The sequence below is a fragment of the Methylomonas sp. 11b genome (assembly GCF_000515215.1).
GTDB lineage: Bacteria > Pseudomonadota > Gammaproteobacteria > Methylococcales > Methylomonadaceae > Methylomonas.
The window spans coordinates 5069489-5089454 of sequence record NZ_KI911557.1 but is presented as its reverse complement, the minus strand read 5'-3'; the positions used below and the strand labels follow the sequence as shown (position 1 = coordinate 5089454).

General features: G+C 50.1%; 14 protein-coding genes. 1 reads left to right on the top strand and 13 read right to left on the bottom strand.

Going from position 1 to position 19966, the window contains the following annotated elements; all coding sequences use genetic code 11:
* Positions 1-3 precede the first annotated feature (3 nt).
* Positions 4-447: a tetratricopeptide repeat protein gene (locus METH11B_RS0124345; RefSeq protein WP_026604280.1), complete on the bottom strand. Its 444-nt coding sequence runs from the start codon at positions 445-447 to the stop codon at positions 4-6.
* A 168-nt stretch (positions 448-615) separates the two neighbouring features.
* Between METH11B_RS0124345 and METH11B_RS0124340 the strand changes: the two genes are divergently transcribed.
* Positions 616-1800: an OmpA family protein gene (locus METH11B_RS0124340; protein WP_026604279.1), complete on the top strand. Its 1185-nt coding sequence runs from the start codon at positions 616-618 to the stop codon at positions 1798-1800.
* Positions 1801-2542: 742 nt separating this feature from the next.
* Here METH11B_RS0124340 and ltrA read toward each other — a convergent pair.
* The 12 genes from ltrA to rnr form a co-directional block, all read right to left on the bottom strand.
* Positions 2543-3796 carry a group II intron reverse transcriptase/maturase gene (gene ltrA, locus METH11B_RS0124335; RefSeq protein ID WP_026601969.1) on the bottom strand — a complete coding sequence of 418 codons (1254 nt, stop codon included), beginning with the start codon at positions 3794-3796 and terminating at the stop codon, positions 2543-2545.
* A gap of 774 nt (positions 3797-4570) precedes the next feature.
* The gene (locus tag METH11B_RS29320) at positions 4571-6142 is read right to left on the bottom strand and encodes a hypothetical protein (RefSeq protein ID WP_026604278.1); all 1572 of its coding nucleotides are present in this window, start codon (positions 6140-6142) and stop codon (positions 4571-4573) included.
* Between the two features lie 619 nt (positions 6143-6761).
* Entirely contained in the window at positions 6762-10250 is a 3489-nt protein-coding gene (gene dnaE / locus METH11B_RS0124325; RefSeq protein ID WP_026604277.1) for a DNA polymerase III subunit alpha, read from the bottom strand.
* A 6-nt stretch (positions 10251-10256) separates the two neighbouring features.
* On the bottom strand, positions 10257-10847 hold the full coding sequence (gene rnhB, locus METH11B_RS0124320) for a ribonuclease HII (protein WP_026604276.1): 591 nt from the start codon (positions 10845-10847) through the stop codon (positions 10257-10259).
* Positions 10822-11592, bottom strand: coding sequence for an acyl-ACP--UDP-N-acetylglucosamine O-acyltransferase (gene lpxA / locus METH11B_RS0124315; protein WP_020485709.1), 771 nt, complete (start codon positions 11590-11592; stop codon positions 10822-10824). Before lpxA ends, rnhB begins: the two co-directional genes overlap by 26 nt.
* On the bottom strand, positions 11593-12042 hold the full coding sequence (gene fabZ / locus METH11B_RS0124310) for a 3-hydroxyacyl-ACP dehydratase FabZ (protein WP_026604275.1): 450 nt from the start codon (positions 12040-12042) through the stop codon (positions 11593-11595).
* A gap of 107 nt (positions 12043-12149) precedes the next feature.
* The gene (locus METH11B_RS0124305) at positions 12150-12650 is read right to left on the bottom strand and encodes an OmpH family outer membrane protein (RefSeq protein ID WP_020485707.1); all 501 of its coding nucleotides are present in this window, start codon (positions 12648-12650) and stop codon (positions 12150-12152) included.
* Positions 12651-12732: 82 nt separating this feature from the next.
* A complete protein-coding gene (bamA, locus tag METH11B_RS0124300) occupies positions 12733-15069 on the bottom strand; it encodes an outer membrane protein assembly factor BamA (protein ID WP_442919026.1) in 2337 nt (778 codons plus the stop codon).
* 195 nt (positions 15070-15264) lie between these two features.
* A complete protein-coding gene (locus tag METH11B_RS0124295; RefSeq protein ID WP_026604273.1) occupies positions 15265-16563 on the bottom strand; it encodes an NAD(P)/FAD-dependent oxidoreductase in 1299 nt (432 codons plus the stop codon).
* On the bottom strand, positions 16563-16859 hold the full coding sequence (locus METH11B_RS0124290) for a c-type cytochrome (protein WP_026604272.1): 297 nt from the start codon (positions 16857-16859) through the stop codon (positions 16563-16565). The genes METH11B_RS0124295 and METH11B_RS0124290 overlap by 1 nt, the downstream gene beginning before the upstream one ends.
* 5 nt (positions 16860-16864) lie before the next feature.
* Positions 16865-17608 carry a 23S rRNA (guanosine(2251)-2'-O)-methyltransferase RlmB gene (gene rlmB / locus METH11B_RS0124285; protein WP_026604271.1) on the bottom strand — a complete coding sequence of 248 codons (744 nt, stop codon included), beginning with the start codon at positions 17606-17608 and terminating at the stop codon, positions 16865-16867.
* Positions 17605-19929, bottom strand: coding sequence for a ribonuclease R (gene rnr, locus METH11B_RS0124280; RefSeq protein ID WP_026604270.1), 2325 nt, complete (start codon positions 19927-19929; stop codon positions 17605-17607). Before rnr ends, rlmB begins: the two co-directional genes overlap by 4 nt.
* Between the last annotated feature and the right edge of the window lie 37 nt (positions 19930-19966).

The following is a 19966-nucleotide window of genomic DNA, read 5'->3' as shown; positions in this document are numbered from 1 at the left end:
CAATTATTTAGTTGTTAAAAATTTCTTGGCGTATTCGCCGGGAATGGAGCGCGATGCGTTTAATCGCATCGCTTGATAATTAAATTGTACGCTGCCTTTGGCTGCGTCGTTTCTGCCTAATATGGCCAGGGAGGTGGCATGTCCTTGTTTAGCAGCTTTTTCGTACCAATCGGTCGCCTTATCTCTGTCGCTGCTGACACCCATGCCTCTATCGTACATCGCCCCCATGACTACCTGGGCATCGAGTAGACCTTGATTCGCGGCTTTTTCCATCCACTCCGCAGCCTTGTGTTCATCCTTCTCAAAGCCCTCTCGGCCGAGTAAATATAGCGACGCCAATTTGGCTTGCGCCTGCGCATTACCGTGCTCAGCCATTTCTTTCACGCTGTCAGCCTTTACCGCACTAGCAAGTAAAAACATCGCACAGAAAATTAAAATCTTGCCCATTACATTCTCCAAGGAAGCCTACGGATTAAAAACAAACCGGCATTATTTCACGGCGCCTGGATAAGATGAACGCACTATTTAAAAATAAGGGATTGATGTTAGACTTAAGACACCAAGGCGGTACGCTAGGCCTTGTAGATGCAGAATAACAACCTGGAGAATTAAAACATGAAAAGAAACCTTTTATTCACGGCCACTCTGGCCGGAGCGCTGCTTTCCGGTTGCGCGACGCAGTCGAGCAATAATTTCCAGGCCTTCCAGCCGGAAGACCTTAACGCACTGGTTAAATCCGGAAAACTGGTACAAAAAACCAACAGCTTTTTCGTGGTTAATGATTCATCTTCGTCAATGAGCCGCACCTATGTAAATTCTACCGATTACAGTGGCACCAAGCTGGATGTCGAAAAAAATCTGCTCAACAAGTTTAACAAATCCATTCCGGTCATGCCGCTGACATCCGGTTTACGCAGCTTCGGTTTTGGTCCATGCCTATCATGGGGCTCGACTTATCTCAATCAAGCCGTGCAGAATTACACTCCAGCCGGTTTCGAAAGTGCGATTACTTCTCTCGAATGCTCTAGCGGCGGCACACCACTGGCCACTGCGCTAAGCGATTCCGGCAAAGATATCACCGCTGCTCCCGGCAATATTGCCTTAATCGTTTTTAGTGATGGTATCGAGGAAGTCTCGCCCCTACCAACTGCCGAAGCGCTTAAATCCCAATACGGGGACAAGCTGTGCATTTATACAGTTTGGGTCGGCAATGACCAAGATGCCGCGGGGCAAACGGTGCTGCAAGAACTGGCCAATGCATCGGGTTGTGGATTCTCGACTACTGCCGAAGCGATTACCACCTCTAAAGGCATGAGCGATTTCGTTAAAAACGTCTTCCTGAAAGCGGGCACACCAAAAGTGGCCGATTGTTCAACACAAGACGACGACAAAGACGGCGTAAGCAATTGTGTGGACAAATGTCCTGACACCCCAAAAGGCGCCATCGTCGATAAAGACGGTTGCTGGGCATTTCGCGGCTTGTTATTCGATTTCGACAAATCTAACGTCAAAGCCAAATACGGCCCACTGATCCAAAACGCCGTGGAAGTGATGAAAATGAACCCTGGTTTGACCATTGAGATTCAGGGCCACACCGATAGTTACGGTAAGGATGCTTACAACCAAAAACTGTCGGAACGTAGAGCTAATGCGGTCAAAGCCGAGCTGATCAAACAAGGCGTGGAAGGCAAGCGCCTGACAGCGGTTGGCTTCGGAGAGTCCAAACCGGTCGATACCAATGAAACCGATGAAGGCCGTGCCTACAACCGCCGTGTCGAATACAAACGTACCGACCGCTAAACGATAAGCTTCCAGCTTAACGACACAAGGGAGGCCTAGCTAGGCCTCCCTTTTTTAATGTCCAGACCAGTCGAATCGACTGCCACCTCATATTGGTGCCGCGTGGCGTAATCGTCAATTTATCAAAGCATCCGCAGGTATGGAAGCACAATGGCGACACAACACGTTGGCGTAGTTTCAGCCGCTAAAGATCCACAAATTCTTGCCCCGTTGGCGCGTTCGCAAACATAGATGTAAATTTAAAACCTTGTTGGGCATATTCCAGGCCAGGGTTCACAACGCTTTATGTCTGGAACCTACCTTCGATACCTCCGCCCTCACCCACCTATCTGCAAGGTATGCACACGAAACCATGGCATGCCTATAAAATACCTTAAATCGAGTATTCCAAAATTTCGCCAGTGAATTCGAAAGTTTTTGATATGCATGATTTTGGATTTTTGGCGTATAAACCAAAGCGAGCAGCATATCTACAGAGGCTGAAAAAGCGAACGAGCTATTCGGCTTAAAGCTTTGGAATATTTTGTTTTCAGTGGTCGAGTTCGGTAGAGTCGAGATGTGGCGCGGTAGAATTAGGTTTAGCTTGTCTGTTTCCGCCTCTTTCGTTTGACGGTGCCCAAATAGCCTTGCCTTAACCCCGTTTCCACACCCCGCTCATCGAACCGGACTGGCAGATTTCCCGCATCCGGCTCTCGGACAAGATGTCACGCTTTCGCCCACGGATCGTCGCGCCCCAAGCGGCTTAAGCGTACCAAACCAAAAGGGTCTGATAGAGGTACGAAGATGGATAGCCTCCGCCTGCTCGCTTTCTCACCTTATACTTGTTGCGTAACCACCGACGCAACCGCGCTGCCGTGTAATTATCAAGCGCACGATAGGCACGATTGAAGGTTCCTACCCTAAAGTAGTTCGCCCAACCGCGTAGCATGCGGTTCAATTTATAGATCAGCAACGTGGTGTCATGCCACGCCATTGAATAAGCCGTCAACGCCTGAACCTTCTCGACCATGCGCCGAATACTTTTCTTGGATGGCCGGTAGCCCAGATAGGGCTTACCGTTTTGCGGTCTATATAACAGACCGAATGTGTAACCCAGAAAATCGAACACACCTTCCGGCACTTTGCAGATTTGCGTTTTCTCCTCATTGACCGTGAGCTTCAACCGCTCCATGATCTTACGCATCCATAACAAGGCTTCTTCAGCCTTGCCACGTCGACACAAGATAACAAGGTCGTCGGCGTAGGTGACGATTTGACTGCCGAGCCCCCGTTCCAGGCCCAGTTTCTTCCATGCCAATACAAACCGCCGCATGTATAAATTCGACAGTAAGGGTGATATGGGTGAACCCTGCGGGATACCGCGTTGCTTATCTTTGGCCTCGGTAGTGCGTATCGTCCGCCCATGTCGGTCGGTTTCTTCTACCGCACATTCCAACCACATCGTGATGAGATGCAACACACGTCGATCTACAACACGGCGAGCTACCGATTTCATTAGCTCGGCATGTGGAATACTCCCGAAGTAATCCGCCAAGTCGGCATCAACGACGTCCAGATGACCTTTAAACATATGGCGATTGATTTCGCCCACCGCTTGCTGGGCATGACGGCCCGCTCGATAGGCATATTGCTCGTCGGGTAAATCCGCTTCGAAGATCGGCTCCAATATCAGCATCGCTGCCGTCATGCAGACCCGATCTCGTAAGGTCGATATACCCAGTGGCCTCAGTTTGCCATTCGGTTTGGGGATATAAACACGTCTGATAGGATTCGGTCGGTAATTCTCCTCTCTGAGCGCAAGCGCCAGTTCCGCAAGCCATCGCTCCCGGCCATACGTTTCGACATCGGCAAAGTCCTGACGATCCACGCCCGGCGCACCTTTGTTGGCCCGGCAACAGACGTAGGCATGCGCCAAGATGTCTTCCCGGTATATCTTGTCGTACAGCGCATAGAAACGATAGTCAGCTTCAGCCTTCGCTTTTGCGTGTAACGCCATCTGTAGTTTCTGAACTCTTAACGGAGTTGATAGGTTACCCAATCTCCTGTCCTTTTCCACTTATTGCGTTGATCTTGAACTAAGGCCCCTTCCCTCCACCGGCATTACCCGGCTTCCCCGGTACTACAAGCCTCTCCGCCACCCTACAGCGCCCGGCCTGTCCCTCGCGGGCGTCCGGTTGGTCATCGCTGACCACGCCGCAGGGCTTCCCGTGTTGCGTGCGCTTACCTTGTGTACATGCTGTCACCACTACCCCGGCGCAGCGACTGGGAATACTCTTCGCTCGTTTCCCCAACCGTATCAGCCTTCCCCGGAATGGCTGCCGGGTCGGCCTGCGCATCGACCTTTTCGAGGCTTGCTCAGTGTTCACTCGCGTTACGGCCTGCACACTCGCTGAATCGCCTAAAGCGATCTCTTTACATCGAAGGCTTCAGCCACTTCGTTACCTCCATGACTGCTCCGATTGCTTCCGGCCGGAGCGATTTAGCCGGGTGGGTCTCTCACCCACTGATAAAGCGCCGCCTTTGCACGGCGCACACCCAAACCGGCCTGTCCCGTTTCTCCAAAGCGGACTGTCAGTCAACTCCAGATTCATGAACCTGGAGTACTACAAAGCAGTCGTTGGCAACCTCACCCAAGCCATTTCCGACCTTCAAGGTTGATTTCTGAATGGCAAGCTTCTGACATTTCTGAGCAAATGTTAAATTAGTGAGTTTCTTATCTAGCTCTTGATATCACACAGCATCGCACATATAGAAATATTATTCCGATCATTCAACCTGGACTCGTCGGTAATTTTACTTCTGAAGTTTTTGTTTTGTCAGTATTTGTATCGCAAACATATATATCAACACGTCGATCTGATGCTAAATCAAAATCCGTGGCTTTTGATGAGGGGTGTTTTGGAGCAACTGCGAATACTGAAATATCAGGCTTATATTTTTCTACATAACCTTCAGTTAACCCGCTTATGTAATTTGAAACCTGTTCCGCAACCCAATACCCTCGTTTCTTTGCAAGCAATGTATTAGACTCATGAAGAAGCATAACTGCGTTTCTAAGCATCCGTTTGTCCGCGCTACCCATGAGAACAATGCAATTCCTCGAAGGAAAATAAGGATGGTTATTGACAATATTATTTAGTTGCTGTTGAATATCAAACAATGGAATTTTGTCTTCGCCTGTTTTAAATCCTTCGATTTTTCCAACGAACTCGAGTTTAGCAAGATTATTGCTGCTATTTTCGGATATCTGCTTAATTGGAAGAGTTTCATTTATGGTTTTGCTGATGGTTATCCCTTCAAATGTTAAATTAACAGGAGCCTCCATTTTTTCGACAAAACTTAATTTATCAGCCAATCTAAATCCTCCTACATAGATTGCGCCAATTATTAATGAAGAGCTTCCAAAAACTACGCTCCAGGCTCCCTTCCTTAGGGCAAACGCTCCGACGCCAGCGATAAGAAACAATAAAGCAGGCACCCAAAATACCAAGTTATCAGGGTTTTCATTATCTTGAGCACTCCCAGTATTCCCAGTATTCCCAGTATTCCCAGTATTCCCAGTATTCCCAGTATTCCCAGTATTCCCAGTATTCCCAGTATTCCCAGTATTCCCAGTATCCCCAACATCCCCAACATCCCCATCATCCCCAGTATCCAAAGCCCCTACAGAGTTACCACTAGAAGAGTCTGATGGCTCTAAAAGTAATTTAGGAACAATAACAATACTTAAGATAAAAAGGATTGTTATTGCAATTATGGAGTAATGATATTTTTTTGATCGGATTGTTTTCTTTTCAAAAAAGAATATTCTTTCCCTTAGTTCATTAATGTCACTAACAATCTTTCGGTATTCATCGTTTAGCACCTCAGACTGTCGGCTAATCTCGTTAATAACGACATCTGAAATGGGGTCGTTATCACGCCATTTATATTCATTTTGTTCTAGTTTTTGATTGTGTGATCTGGCCGAACCAATGAACTGTCTTATTTTTCGCCCGATCGTGAGTATATCATTGCGAAGTTCTTTATCACTGAAATGTGATATATTAATAATATTTGCTTCACGCGAGCCAAAATAGTCTCTGTAGCAAGAAATTTTTGAAAGCCTTATATCTCTATCTAATTTCAAATTTTTAAATGTGACAGCTTGGGATGATATTTTTTCTAAATGACTAAAGTCATCAAGATCATCTAGCACCAATGTGCACATTTGCAGTGCAATGTCCCATTTTTGAGTTTGTCTCAAGTAATAAAGTAAGCCGGGAATTACCACAAACAAAATAAATGCCTCTAGAGTAGTATTGACAAAGTATTTGTTTAAAAAATATAGTAGTTCTGACATTGATGACCTTATAGCAAAATGAGTGGCTTACAAAAAGTTAGCATGTCTTTGGAATAAAGAATTCAAGCGAAGAAGTTCGATCGAAATATTCAATAGAACTGCAGGGTGATAGGTTGGTCTGCCAGTCATCCGATTGCCCCCTAAAAACCGAGTTGATTAAGATCCAATTCATCAATAAAACATCAAATACTCATACAGGATTGATCTCGATGAAATAGTCGCCCAAACTCTCTGGCAGCAAGGCGGTCTAGGTGCAACAACCGCTTTTAATGAATCTATTCATCAACTGGCTCCAATCAATAAATCCTGACGCAAATTATACCAAGACCTGCGTTTTGCACAGTTAGGTCGCAATATTAGCAATTTTTCACCCAATACCGACCATTCGACGAGATAAAACGATGTATTAATCATTGAAATTGGAAAGCCGCTCCAACCGGCAGTCCATTGGCCGTAGTAGTGCAGTGATAATGCCAATTTGCTCGCCGAATACCGGACATTCGGCTGGGTCACAGGATGCCTTAACTAATTAAATTGGATGGTGCCCCTACGGTCGGGTTGTGGCCGAACTCAGCCCATCCCCTCAGCAAACAGAAATGCAGCGCCCTTAGACGCCAGGTCAGTACCTGACCAGCACCGTTACGTTAGACAGCAAGCGCCGCAGGCGGATCAGGAGTTCATCGCTCGGACGTACGCGCCAGTCGTCACCCAATTGCAGGGTGGCTTTGTCGGTGGCAGTGCGATACTCGATTTGGATCGGACATTGGCCGCCGCAGAATGGCGTTAGTGTGGTCTGTAGGCTTGCCAGCCAACCCGGCGGCAGGTCGCCATTGGCCAGGTCTATCGTCAATGTAATTCCGCGGGCATATAACTCGCGCGCTTCTTCCATGCTGTAGAGCTTCTCGGCAGTCATCCTCAGACTGTTGGTAAAGTCGTCCATTGCCAATGAGCCTTCGGCAATCAGGATTGTGTCTTTGCTGAGCAGGTTGCGATATTTGTCGTAAATATTGCTGAAGGCCGCCACTTCCAGCCGGCCGGTACGGTCGTCCAGCGTTGCAAAACCCATCATCTTGCCCTGCTTGGTTTGCCGGGTACGCATTTCCACGATCAAGCCGGCAACACGCGCTTCCATTTTGCCTCTGGAGCGGCCGGCATCGACTTCCAGACTGGCGAGCGAACCGTGGGTAATATGCTTCAATTCCGGCAGATATTCGGCGATAGGATGACCTGTTAGAAACAGACCCAAAGTTTGCTTTTCCGCTTCCAGCTTTTCTTTTTCGGTCCAAGGCTCGACCACGGTGGAATAAGCTTCCGCTTCACCGTCGCTCACTTCCACTTGCACCGCCAGACCGAATAGATCGTTTTGACCGGCCAGCGCCATTTTTCCGTGTTGTTCGGCAACTCGCAGCGCTGTGGTCAATTCGGCGAGATGCGCCGCGCGATTTGGATCGATAGTATCCAGCGCTCCGGCTCTGATCAATGCTTCCAGAACCCGGCGATTGACCTTGCGTAAATCGACACGCTTGCACAGATCGTACAAACCCGCAAACGCTCCGTTGGCGGCCCGCTCTTTTAACAGATCTTCAATTGCATTTTCGCCGACACCCTTGATCGCACCGATACCGTAAACAATCTGCCCCTGGTCGTTTACCGTAAAACGAAAGTCGGAAACATTAATGTCCGGCGGGCAGATCTCCAGCTTCATTTCCCGGCATTCGTCGATCAACACCACCACTTTATCGGTGTTATCCATATCCGAGGACATTACCGCCGCCATGAACGCGGCCGGAAAATGTGCCTTCAACCAGGCGGTTTGATAAGCAACCAAAGCGTAGGCCGCCGAATGCGACTTGTTGAAACCGTAGCCGGCGAATTTCTCCATCAGGTCGAAAACGTATGTCGCGATGGCTGCGTCTATCTGGTTTGCCACCGCGCCCGACATGAATTTTTCCCGCTCTTTTGCCATTTCCTCCGGCTTTTTCTTACCCATCGCCCGCCGCAACATATCGGCGCCGCCCAAGGTGTAACTGGCCAATTCCCGAGCAATCTGCATCACCTGCTCCTGATACAGAATAACGCCATTGGTAGGTTTTAGAATCGGCTCCAGCAAGGGATGAGCGTATTCGGCCTTGGCACCGTGTTTGACATTGATATAGTCGTCGACCATGCCCGATTCCAACGGTCCGGGACGGAATAAAGCCACCAGCGCGATGATGTCGTCAAAGCAATCCGGTTTCAGTTTTTTGATCAGCTCCTTCATACCGCGCGACTCCAGCTGAAACACGGCCGTGGTCTGGGCGTTCTTTAATAATTCGTAACTAGGCAGGTCGTCGCGCGGAATCTGGGAAATATCGACCGGCTCTTCGCCACGTTGCGCGCGCTGGCGATTGATGGTTTGCAGCGCCCAATCGATAATCGTCAGCGTGCGCAAACCCAGGAAGTCGAATTTGACCAAGCCAACCGCTTCGACATCGTCCTTATCGAACTGCGTCACCAGGTTGCCGCCGCCCTGTTCACAATACAAGGGGCTGAAATCGGTTAGCTTGGTCGGCGAAATCACCACGCCACCGGCATGTTTACCGGCGTTACGGGAAATCCCTTCCAGCGAACGCGCCATATCGATCAGCGACTTGACCTCTTCCTCGGTATCGTACAATGCCTTCAATTCGGCACTGTCTTGCAGGGCTTTGTCCAGGGTCATGCCGATTTCAAATGGGATCAGTTTTGCCAACCTATCCACGAAGCCGTAGGCATGCCCCATCACCCGCCCCACGTCGCGAATCACCGCCTTGGCCGCCATCGAGCCGTAGGTGATAATCTGTGACACGTGATCGCGGCCATAATGGCGAGCTACATAGTCGATCACCTCGTCTCGGCGCTCCATGCAAAAGTCGATATCAAAATCCGGCATCGATACCCGTTCCGGATTCAAAAACCGCTCAAACAGCAAATCGAATTCGATCGGATCCAGATCGGTAATCTTCAATGCGTACGCCACCAAGGAACCGGCACCGGAGCCCCGCCCCGGCCCCACCGGTATCGCATTGTTCTTGGCCCACTGAATAAAGTCGGCGACAATCATGAAATAGCCGGGAAAACCCATTTGGGTGATCACGTTCAGCTCGACTTCCAAGCGTTCGTCATAGACTTTGCGGTTCTCCGCGAAGCTGGCCTTGCCTATCGGCGGATACTGGATCAAGCGTTCTTCCAGGCCTTGCCGAGAGGCTTGTTTAAAATACTCGTCCAGAGTCATGCCTTCGGGGACCGGAAAATCGGGCAAATAGTTTTCGCCAAGCGTCAGCTCGACATTGCAGCGTTTGGCAATTTCCACGCTATTGGCTAAGGCCTCCGGAATGTCGGCGAACAATTCCGCCATTTCCTCGGCAGTGCGTAAATATTGTTGAGCGGTATAGTTTTTCGGCCGGCGGCTATCGTCCAGCACCCGCCCCTGATGAATGCAAACCCGCACTTCATGGGCGTCGAAATCATTTTTGCTGATAAATCGCACATCGTTGGTGGCAACCACCGGCAAATCTAACTCGGAAGCCAAATCCGCCGCTAATTTGATGTAACGCTCCTCGTCCGCTTTACCGAGCCGCTGCAATTCCAGGTAAAAACTGTCTTCGAACAAATCCCGCCAATATTCGGCACAACGTTTGGCTTGCTCGGCATTCTCCGCCAACAAGGCCTGACCGACATCGCCGTCCATCGCTCCCGATAACACGATCAAACCCTCATGATTCTCGGCAATCCAGTCTTTCTGCAACATTGGAATCCCTTGATGCTGCCCTTCCTGGTAGCCTCGGGAAATCAGCTCGGTCAGTGTAACGTAGCCTTTTTTATTGCGCGCCAACATGGTCAAACGAAACGGCGAGGCCGGTTCGTCGGGGTTGAAAATCAGCACATCGGCGCCGATCAAGGGTTTGATGCCGGCACCTTGCGCTGCTTTATAGAATTTAACCAGCGAGAACAAATTGCTCTGTTCGGTAATCGCAGCAGCCGGCATTTGATACTCAGCCAGTTTCTTCACCAACGGCTTAATTCTGACGATACCGTCAACTAGCGAGAACTCGGTATGAATACGAAGATGAACGAAACTCGGCGTCATGGCTGTTTAAACAAGATACTTTTTAACAGGGGCAAACGATTTTCGATGCTGCGGGGTGATCCCAAGCTGCGCTAATGCCGCCAAATGCTGCTGGGTAGGATAGCCTTTGTGGATAGCAAAAGAATAGCCGGGATACAGCCTATCCAGCGTCTGCATTTCCTCATCGCGGGCGACTTTGGCTAATATCGAAGCGGCGGAAATTTCCTCGACCAATAAATCGCCTTGCACGATAGCTTCGCCAGGTATATCCAATATTGGCAAACGATTGCCGTCCACCTTGACCCAATCCGGGCGATAGTTCAATTGCGACACAGCTCTTTGCATCGCTACCATTGTGGCTTGCAGAATGTTGATATCGTCGATTTCACTGGCTTCGGCGCGGGCAACGGCCCAGCATAAGGCGTTGGCCTTGATCTGTTCGGCCAGCAACTTGCGTTTCTTTTCGGTGAGCTTTTTAGAGTCGGTCAATCCGGGAATCGGTTTGGCAGAATCGAGAATCACGGCAGCGGCAACCACCGGGCCGACTATGCAGCCGCGGCCAACTTCGTCGATACCGGCTATGCGTGGGGTGTTATCGGAGGATACCGCGCGTGACATTACGTAGAAAGCTGACCATATTGGAAAGTTCGTTGCTTTCGCCGGCCATATCTTCCATTTCTTCGATGGCGTCTTCCAGACGCAGATTGTTCTTATAGAGGATCTTATAGGCTTTACGAATCTGCCGAATCACTTCCGGCGGCACGCCGTTACGTTCCATACCGACCGAATTGATGCCGTGCGGGCGAGTAGGTCTGCCACCTACCATCACATACGGCGGAATATCCTGAGTGATCGCACTACCCATCGCCGAAAAGCTGTATTCGCCGATTTGGGTAAACTGATGCACCAACGTAAAACCGCCCAAAATAGCGTGATCGCCGAGATGCACATGGCCGGCAATCGAGGCGCCGTTAGCCATGATGACATGATCGCCGATTTCGCAATCATGCGCGACATGGGTATAAGCCATGAACAGATTGTCGCTGCCGATCAAAGTCAAACCTCGATCTTGCTGCGTCCCACGGTGCATCGTGCAAAATTCGCGTATCACATTGCGGTCGCCGATTTCCAGGCGGGTGATTTCATCGGCGTACTTTTTATCTTGCGGGTCTTCGCCTATCGAGGTGAATTGGTAGATAGTATTATCTTTACCAATGGCGGTAGGGCCTTTAATCACCACATGCGGCCCGATCTCGGTACCTGAATCTATCTGCACATCCGGGCCAATAACCGAGAATGGCCCCACTTTAACATCGTCGGCCAATTCGGCATTGATATGCACAACCGCTCTGGGATCTATCATTTAAGCCTCTGCGGCCACAGCCGCACACATGATTTGCGCACTGGCGGCCAGTTCACCATCCACTTCCGCACGGCAATCGAACGACCATAGGTGACGCTTGTGTTTGATATAAGTCACTTCCAGACGCAATTGGTCGCCGGGAACGACTTGTTTTTTGAAACGGGCATTGTCGATGCCCGCCAAGTAATAAATCGTGCCTTTGCCCAATTGGTCGTTACTTTGCGACGTCAGTAGCGCGGTGGCTTGCGCCAGGGCTTCCATGATCAACACACCAGGCATGATGGGCTGACTTGGAAAGTGGCCTTGAAAAAACGGCTCGTTAAATGTCACGTTTTTCACAGCCAGCAAACGCACGCCCGGCTCGCACTCAAGCACCCTGTCTACCAGCAAGAAAGGATAGCGATGAGGCAAGAGTTCCTGAATTTGTAAAATATCGAGTGTGCCGGCCATGAGTTATCTGTGCGAAATGAGGAGAAGCGGGAAGTTCGCTTAGACCAGGAACTCCCCCACTTAAGGTGCTGCATGCTTCCGCAATCAGGGAAGCATCGGGGAAAATCTTACTGCGACAAGTTTTCCAGTTTTTGCTGAACGCGACTGGTAACGTCAATTTGATCGTTGGCGTAAATAACACCGTCGGTCAGCAACAAATCAAAAGACTCTTCTTTGGCTAACGCTCTTACTGCTTCTACGATGCGTTTTTGCAGGTTGCCCAACTCTTCGTTTCTACGCATGTTGAAATCTTCGCTGAACTCTTGTTGTGCACGAGCCGCGTCGCGTTTTTTGTCCAGAATGTCTTTTTCGATTCTATGACGCTCTTCTTCGCCCATTACCGCAGTGTCACGACCCAACTTTTCTTCCAGCGATTTAATCTCTTTTTGCTGAGAAACCAGCGCTTTGTCTCTTGGTGAAAATTCAGTTTCCAAGCGAGTTTTTGCTTTGGCGGCTTGTGGCGCTTTTTCCAAAACCTTGGCCACATTGACAAAACCGATTTTCAGCTCTGCGTGACTCACGCCAGCAAAAATCATCAGCATTAGAAACAAAGAAATTCTATTTTTCATGGTCAAAACCATCTCCGGTTAATTTTTTGAGTTTAAGACAGAACGCAAAGGCGATTATAGGGCAAAACAGGCTCAAACTAAACTAAAATCCCGAGCCGAAGGTGAACTGGAAGGCTTGAGTTCTATCGGTACTCTCCGAATTAAGGGGTTGGGCAACACTAACTGCCAACGCACCGAACGGCGATAACCATTCGCCGGACAAGCCCACCGAATAGCGGAAATACTTGCGCAAATCGCCGGTATTGAGTCCAGGTGCCAAAGTACCCGCGTCAACAAAAGAGCCAATCCGCACCGATTTCATATCACTTAAGAACGGCACAGGGAAAAACAGTTCGGCTTTGCCAATCATCTTTGTAGAACCACCGATAGGACGGTTGTAGGTGTTGGCAGTATTGATTTCGTTTGTATCGATTACACCCAGGGTGTTTTGCATAAAACCGCGAACGTCCCCAGTACCACCGGCAAAGTAGTTTTCAAAAAACGGCAAACCGGAACTACCACCGTAGCTGCCGCCATGCGCCACCTCACCTAACAAACGGAAGGTAAAGTCGTTGGATAAGGGGAAATAATGCTGATGTTTATATCCGACTTTGAAATATTCCAGATCACTACCGGGTACAGTAATCAATCCGGACAGCCTCTGCTGTCCACCGCTGTGGGCAAAAGTCGCTCTATCCAAAGTATCGTGAGTCCAACCGGCAGAAGTTGACAGGGTATCAAAGCTTCTGGATCTGATAGCCGAGATATTATCACCCTTCTGAAACCCTAAGAATTTTAGAATCGTGTCCGACGATAAGTTCGTGTTTTCGATCTCGGTGCGCTTTAAATCAATATCAAAACCAATGCGGTCGAACTCATTCAACGGGATACCGAAGTTGATACCGGCATTCGTGATCGTTGTGTTGTAAGCCGCCAAGTTAGCCGCATAAGCATTTCGAGAGGTGTAACCGAGGTTGTAGCCCATCGCCACGCCATCCAACGTGTAGTAAGGATCGGAAAAACCCAGATTGTAGCGCGTCAAAATACTGCTGTTGTTAAAGGCAAAATCTACCCGCTTACCGGTACCGAAGATATTGTCTTGCGACACGTTGGCGTTAAAAATAATCCCTTGCACCTGCGAGTAACCGACACCGGCCTGCAAGTTACCGGAAGCTTTTTCCTTGATGGTGTAATTGACATCGATCTGATCGGCCGAACCCACTACCGGCGGGGTTTCTACCCCCACTTCCTCAAAATAACCCAATCTATCCAAACGGGTCTTGGTCCGTTCAATCTTGCTGCTGGCCGCCCAACTGGACTCCATCTGCCGGGCTTCGCGGCGAATCACTTCGTCACGGGTCTTGGTATTGCCTTTAACGTTTATTCGCCGCACATACACGCGTTTACCGGGATCGACAAAAAAGGTCATCGCCACGGTTTTTTGCTGCTCGTTAATCTCCGGCACCATATTCACGTTGGCAAAGGTATAGCCCTCGTCGCCCAAGCGGTCAGAAATGGACTTGGACGTTTCGGTAGCGTTTTTCCGGGAAAAAATCTCGCCCGGCCCGACCTTAACCAGCTTGATCAACTCTTCCGGCGGCACGATCAGTTCACCGGACAGTTTGACCTTTTCCAAGGTGTACACATCGCCTTCCTTGACGTTGATGGTGATGTAAATTTCCTTTTTATCAGCCGTAATATCGACCTGAGTAGATTCGATGGAGAAATTGATATAACCACGGTCCAGATAATACGAACGCAGTTTTTCCAGATCGGCGGACAGCTTTTGTTTGGAATATTGGTCGTCTTTGGAATAAAAAGACAGGAAGTTGGTCGTGCTTAATTCGAATTCTTTCCGCAATAGATCGTTGGCAAAGGATTTGCTGCCGACGATATTGATTTGCTTGATTTTTGCAACCCGGCCTTCGGAAATATCGATATGAATGCCGACCCGGTTACGCGTCAATTCCGAGACTTCGGTTTTAATTTTCAGGCCGTATTTACCGTGGCTAAAATATTGCCGGCGCAGTTCTTGCTCAACCTTATCCAGGATTTGTTTGTTGTAAACCTTACCTTCCGCCAAGCCGATTTTCTTCAAGGCTTCGGTCAAGTCTTCTTTTTTGATGTCTTTGTTGCCTTCGATCACCACTTTCGCAACCGAAGGCCGCTCGACCACATTCACCACCAGCGTACCGCCATCGCGTTCCAGCGATATATCCTTGAAAAACCCGGTGTTGAATAAGGCTCTGATGGCCGCGGCTTGCTTGTCTTCGGAAAAGGTTTCGCCGACATTAACCGGCAAATAGTTGTAGACAGTACCGGCGGAAATTCTTTGTAAGCCCTTGACCTGAATATCCTCAACTACAAAGCTGCTTGCATGAGCGGCCTTGCCGGACAGCATACTCAGCAACAGTATTTGTAATAGCGGTTTTTTCTTCACGCAGTCAACCATGGAAAAGGAACAGGCGCGATTGTAACACGCTGTTTTCGGATTCCCGCGCCTTCAATAGTAAATACTCGTAAATTCTGGCCGAAAAATTGCTTTCTTATTCAGTTTCAATTGCAAGGAAAAACAATTCAAAAAAAATTACAAAAAACCAACACAAGCTATTGAAATAAAACATTTATGATCAAATTAACCAAATGTATCGGCAATCAAGCTCCGATAAACGGCACGCGTGTAATCCGCTTCCGTAGCGGCAACTTGGGCATCGGTTCGCGCACTCACTCCGCCGGCTCCTTTCACCGGCGCAATCGCATTGGCCGCATCCAGTTTGTAAACCCCAGCCACGGAAATACCGTGATCGGGCGCGATCAGGCTATAGCAGGTATTCAGCCAATGCGCTTCAGCGATGGCGGTCTGATTGATTAAGCTCGTCACCGCCAACGCACACGCTTTGGCCTCGGAATTCGCGGCAAAAGCGGATTTAGGGATAGGCGCGTAGTGTGCGGCATCGCCGATTACATGAATAAACTCGTCGAATAGCGATTGCCCGGTCAGCGGCCGAACCGGACACCACCCCGTGGCATCTGCCAAACCATGCTGCAATGCTATTTGCGCGGCGGTTTGCGGCGGAATGATATTCAACACATCGCCTCGGAAGCGGTCGCCGAATTCGCTAGTCAGTACCCTATTCTGCTTATCTAGTTGGAGCAAAGGATTATCGGCCAAGCTAAGCCACTCGATCAGGCTATTGGTGGTGCCGTAACCGTAATGTTTCGTCCAACCGGCTTCGAACAGCGCTTGCTTGGAAAAGCTGCGCTTGGCATCGAGAATGAGAATTTTCGAACGCGGTTTATGCTGTTTCAGCCAATAGGCCATCATACTTGCCCGCTCGTAAGGGCCAGGCGGGCATCGATAAGGATCGGCCGGCACCGCGATTAACACCACCCCACCATCGGGCATCGCTTGCAGTTGCCGCGCCAACAGCAAGGTCTGCGGACCGGCCTGCCAGGCATGCGGAAATTGTTCTGCGGCAGCCTGATCGTAACCGGCCATCGCATCCCAGCGAAAATCTATGCCGGGCGACATGATTAACCTGTCATAGGTGACACTTTGTCCCCCGGCCAAGCGCAATTGCCTTTGTGCAGCGTCCAAACTACTAATGCGATCAACTAACAGCTTGACGCCATATCTGTCTTGTAAATCCTGGTAATCGACCGTCAATTGGTCGAGGTTCGCCAAACCGGCAAACAGCCAATTACTGCCGGGACAAGTGATATATTTGGCTTTGGGTTCGATCAGCGTGACTTGAATATTCGCGTCCAGCAAACGCAGATATTTCGCCGCCGTCGCGCCGCCGAAGCCGCCGCCGACCACAACGACATGCGCTTTACCGCCACTACGGAGCGGCACCCCGCCACAACCGCTAAGAACGCCCGCTCCCAAGCCGGCAATGCCTTGCAAAAAACGTCTTCGGGATAAGCCTGCCACTAATTGCGACTCAAGAATTTCGCAACAGCCGCAAGTTCAGCATCGCTATAAGCTTTAGCCAAACGCGGCATCAATGTGGCAGGCTTTTTGTCGTATTTAAAATCCAGCAAGGCCTGCTGGATCTGCTGAGCGGATAAACTTTTTAGCGAAGGGATAGAGCTTTTGGCATCCAAACTTGACTCGGCGTGACAATTCCGACAATTGAAGGCAATTGCTCGTGCATCGATTTCGGCATAAGCCATCGTGTTTAACGCACTAGCAAGCAAAGCCGCCGAGACATAGCAAATGCGCTTCATGCCGTTTAAGCAAGCAGTTTCTGCCGAAACACTTCGTACAACAATACGCCAGCGGCCACCGATACGTTCAGGCTTTCCACCTGCCCGGCCATCGGGATTTTCACCAGAAAATCGCAATGCTGACGGGTCAAATGGCGCATGCCGGTACCTTCCGTACCCATCACCACCGCCAGGGGCATATCCAGCTTCGTCTGAAACACGGTCTGCTCGGCTTCGCCGGCCGCGCCCATGATCCAAATGTTCTGCTCTTTCAACCAGCGCAGTACCCTGGCCAGATTGGTGACCTGATAAACCGGCACCGTTTCCGCCGCGCCACTGGCTACTTTGCAAACCGTCGGCGTAATCCCGGCGGCATTGTCTTTGGTGACGATCACGCCATGCGCACCTACTGCATCGGCGGTGCGTAGACAAGCGCCAAGATTATGCGGATCTTGCACTTGATCCAGCACCAGATAAAACGGCGTAGTGGTTAGCGCTTCGACATCCTGCTTAAGTTGGTCTTCGCTACGCATCGCCGGCAATTCCACAGCCACCACAATGCCTTGGTGATTTTTGCCATCGGCCATCTTTTCGAGTTTTTTGCGCTCGGTTTTTTCCGGATTGATGCCAAGCTTGATTAGATCGTCAATCACTTGCTTCAGACGCACATCCTGCCGTTGACTATCGATCCAGGCACGGCGAATTTTCTGTGGCGAATAATCCAACGCGGCCTGCACCGCATGAATGCCAAACAATTGGGTTAAATTCATGAGCGACGGCGTCTTTTGGCTTTTGGCTTACTTGGGGCTTTTTTATCGTTATCTGATTTAACAGTTTTGCTGTTAGCTGCAACTTTTTTACGGCTGGAAGATGACTTGGTTTTGGCGATTTTCTTACCCGACTGTATCAACTCGAAATCGATTTTCTTGTCGTCCAGATTAACGCGCACCACGCGAATTTTGACCATATCGCCCAAGCGGTAACGCACGCCGGTGCGCTCGCCGTATAACTGGTGTTTGCTGGCGTCGAAGGCAAAATAATCCTGTACCAAGGAGGCGATGTGCACCAAGCCTTCCACGTAAATCGATTGTAATTCAACGAAAAACCCAAAACCGGTCACAGCGGAAATCAAGCCGTCGAACTCTTCGCCGATCTTGTCCATCATGTATTCGCATTTCAGCCAGCTCACCACATCGCGGGTGGCGTCGTCGGCGCGGCGCTCGTTCGCCGAACAATGCTCGCCCAACAACACCATGTCAGGATGCGTGTAATAAAAACTATCCACGGATTTGCCGGCCAGACAATGCCGAATAGCCCTATGCACCAGCAAATCCGGATAACGTCGGATCGGCGAGGTGAAATGCGCATAAGCATCCAGCGCCAAACCGAAATGGCCTTTGGTTTCCGGGCTGTAGACGGCTTGCGACATGGAGCGCAGTAAAATGGTCTGAATCAAATGCGCGTCGGGACGCTCCTTTACCGACTCCAGCAAATGCATGTAATCCAATGGCGTGGGTTGAGCCTTGCCGCCCAGAAATAAACCCAGTTCGCCTAGAAAGGTTTTCAGCGCCAGTAATTTTTCCGGGCCTGGGCCATCATGAATCCGCAGTAGGCGCGGCATTTTTTTCTTGTTCAGAAACTTCGCCGCCGCCGTGTTGGCAGTGATCATAAATTCTTCGATCAGCTTATGGGCATCGTTGCGCTGCAAAGGCACGATTTCCGCGATTTTGCGCTCCGGCCCAAAGACGATCTTGGTCTCCTGAGTGTCGAAATCCATGGCTCCGCGCAACTCGCGCTGATTGCGCATCACTTTATACAAGCCGTATAAGGTCTGGAGATGCGGCAACAAAGCGGCGTGTTTTTTTGCCAGCTTCTGATCGCCATCCACCAGTATTTTTGCTACTTCGGTATAGGTCAAACGCGCATGGGAGCGCATCACAGCTTCAAAAAACCGCGAACGCAGGACATTCCCTTCTTCGTTGATCAGCAGTTCGCAGACCATGCATAAGCGATCCACTTCCGGGTTCAACGAACACAAACCGTTGGAGAGTATCTCCGGCAGCATCGGTATCACTTTTTCCGGGAAATACACCGAGGTACTGCGGTTTTTGGCTTCGGCATCCAGAGCGGTATCGACTTTTACATAGTGTGAGACGTCGGCAATCGCCACCAGCAGTTTCCAGCCTTTCGGGGTTTTCTGCGCGTACACTGCATCGTCAAAATCGCGGGCATCTTCACCGTCTATCGTGACCAAAGGCAACTTGCGAATATCCTCTCGGCCCTGCTTGGCGGACTCCGGCACTTGTGGAGTTAGTGCCTTGATTTCTTCCAGTAACTGGTCCGGCCACTGATTGGGCAAATCGTGCGAGCGAATCGCCATTTCAATTTCCATGCCAGGTGCCATATGCGCGCCCAGCACTTCGGTGATGCGGCCCAAGGGCTGGCAATGCTGGCTAGGTTGCTGAATGATTTCGGCCACCACGATCTGACCTTGCTTGGCATGACCAACATCTTCCTTGGCAATCAACACTTCGTGAGCGATTTTTTTGTTATCCGGCACCACATAAGCCACGCGGCCCTCGGTAAAAAACCGGCCGACCACTTGATGCGTATTGCGTTCGCTGATTTCAATCACTGCCGCTTCACGGCGGCCACGTCTATCAAGGCCGGCCACGCGCGCGATTACGCGGTCATTAGGCATCAGTGGCTTCATTTCCCGCGGCGACAAAAACAAGTCTTCGCTACCGTCATCGGGTTTCAAGAAACCGAAGCCTTCCGGATGGCCGAGCACCCGTCCGGCAATGGTGTTATCCCCGGAGCCCAGGCTATATTTTTGCCGGCTGTTAAAACTTAACTGACCGTCACGCTCCATGGCGCGCAGCCTGCGGCGTAGCGCTTCCAAGGCATCGGGAGTTTCCAGGGCAAATTGTTGGGCGATTTGTTGGCGGCGTAACGGCTTGCCGGCTTCTTGAATAAGCTGGAGGATCAGCTCGCGACTGGGTATGGGGTTCTCGTATTTTTCGGCCTCACGCTGGGCGTGCGGATCGACGAGTGCGTTAAAATCAGCTGTCTGATCGGTATTTGATGTCATTGAATCTGCTTGCTGGGTTCTGCCGCCTATTCCCTGT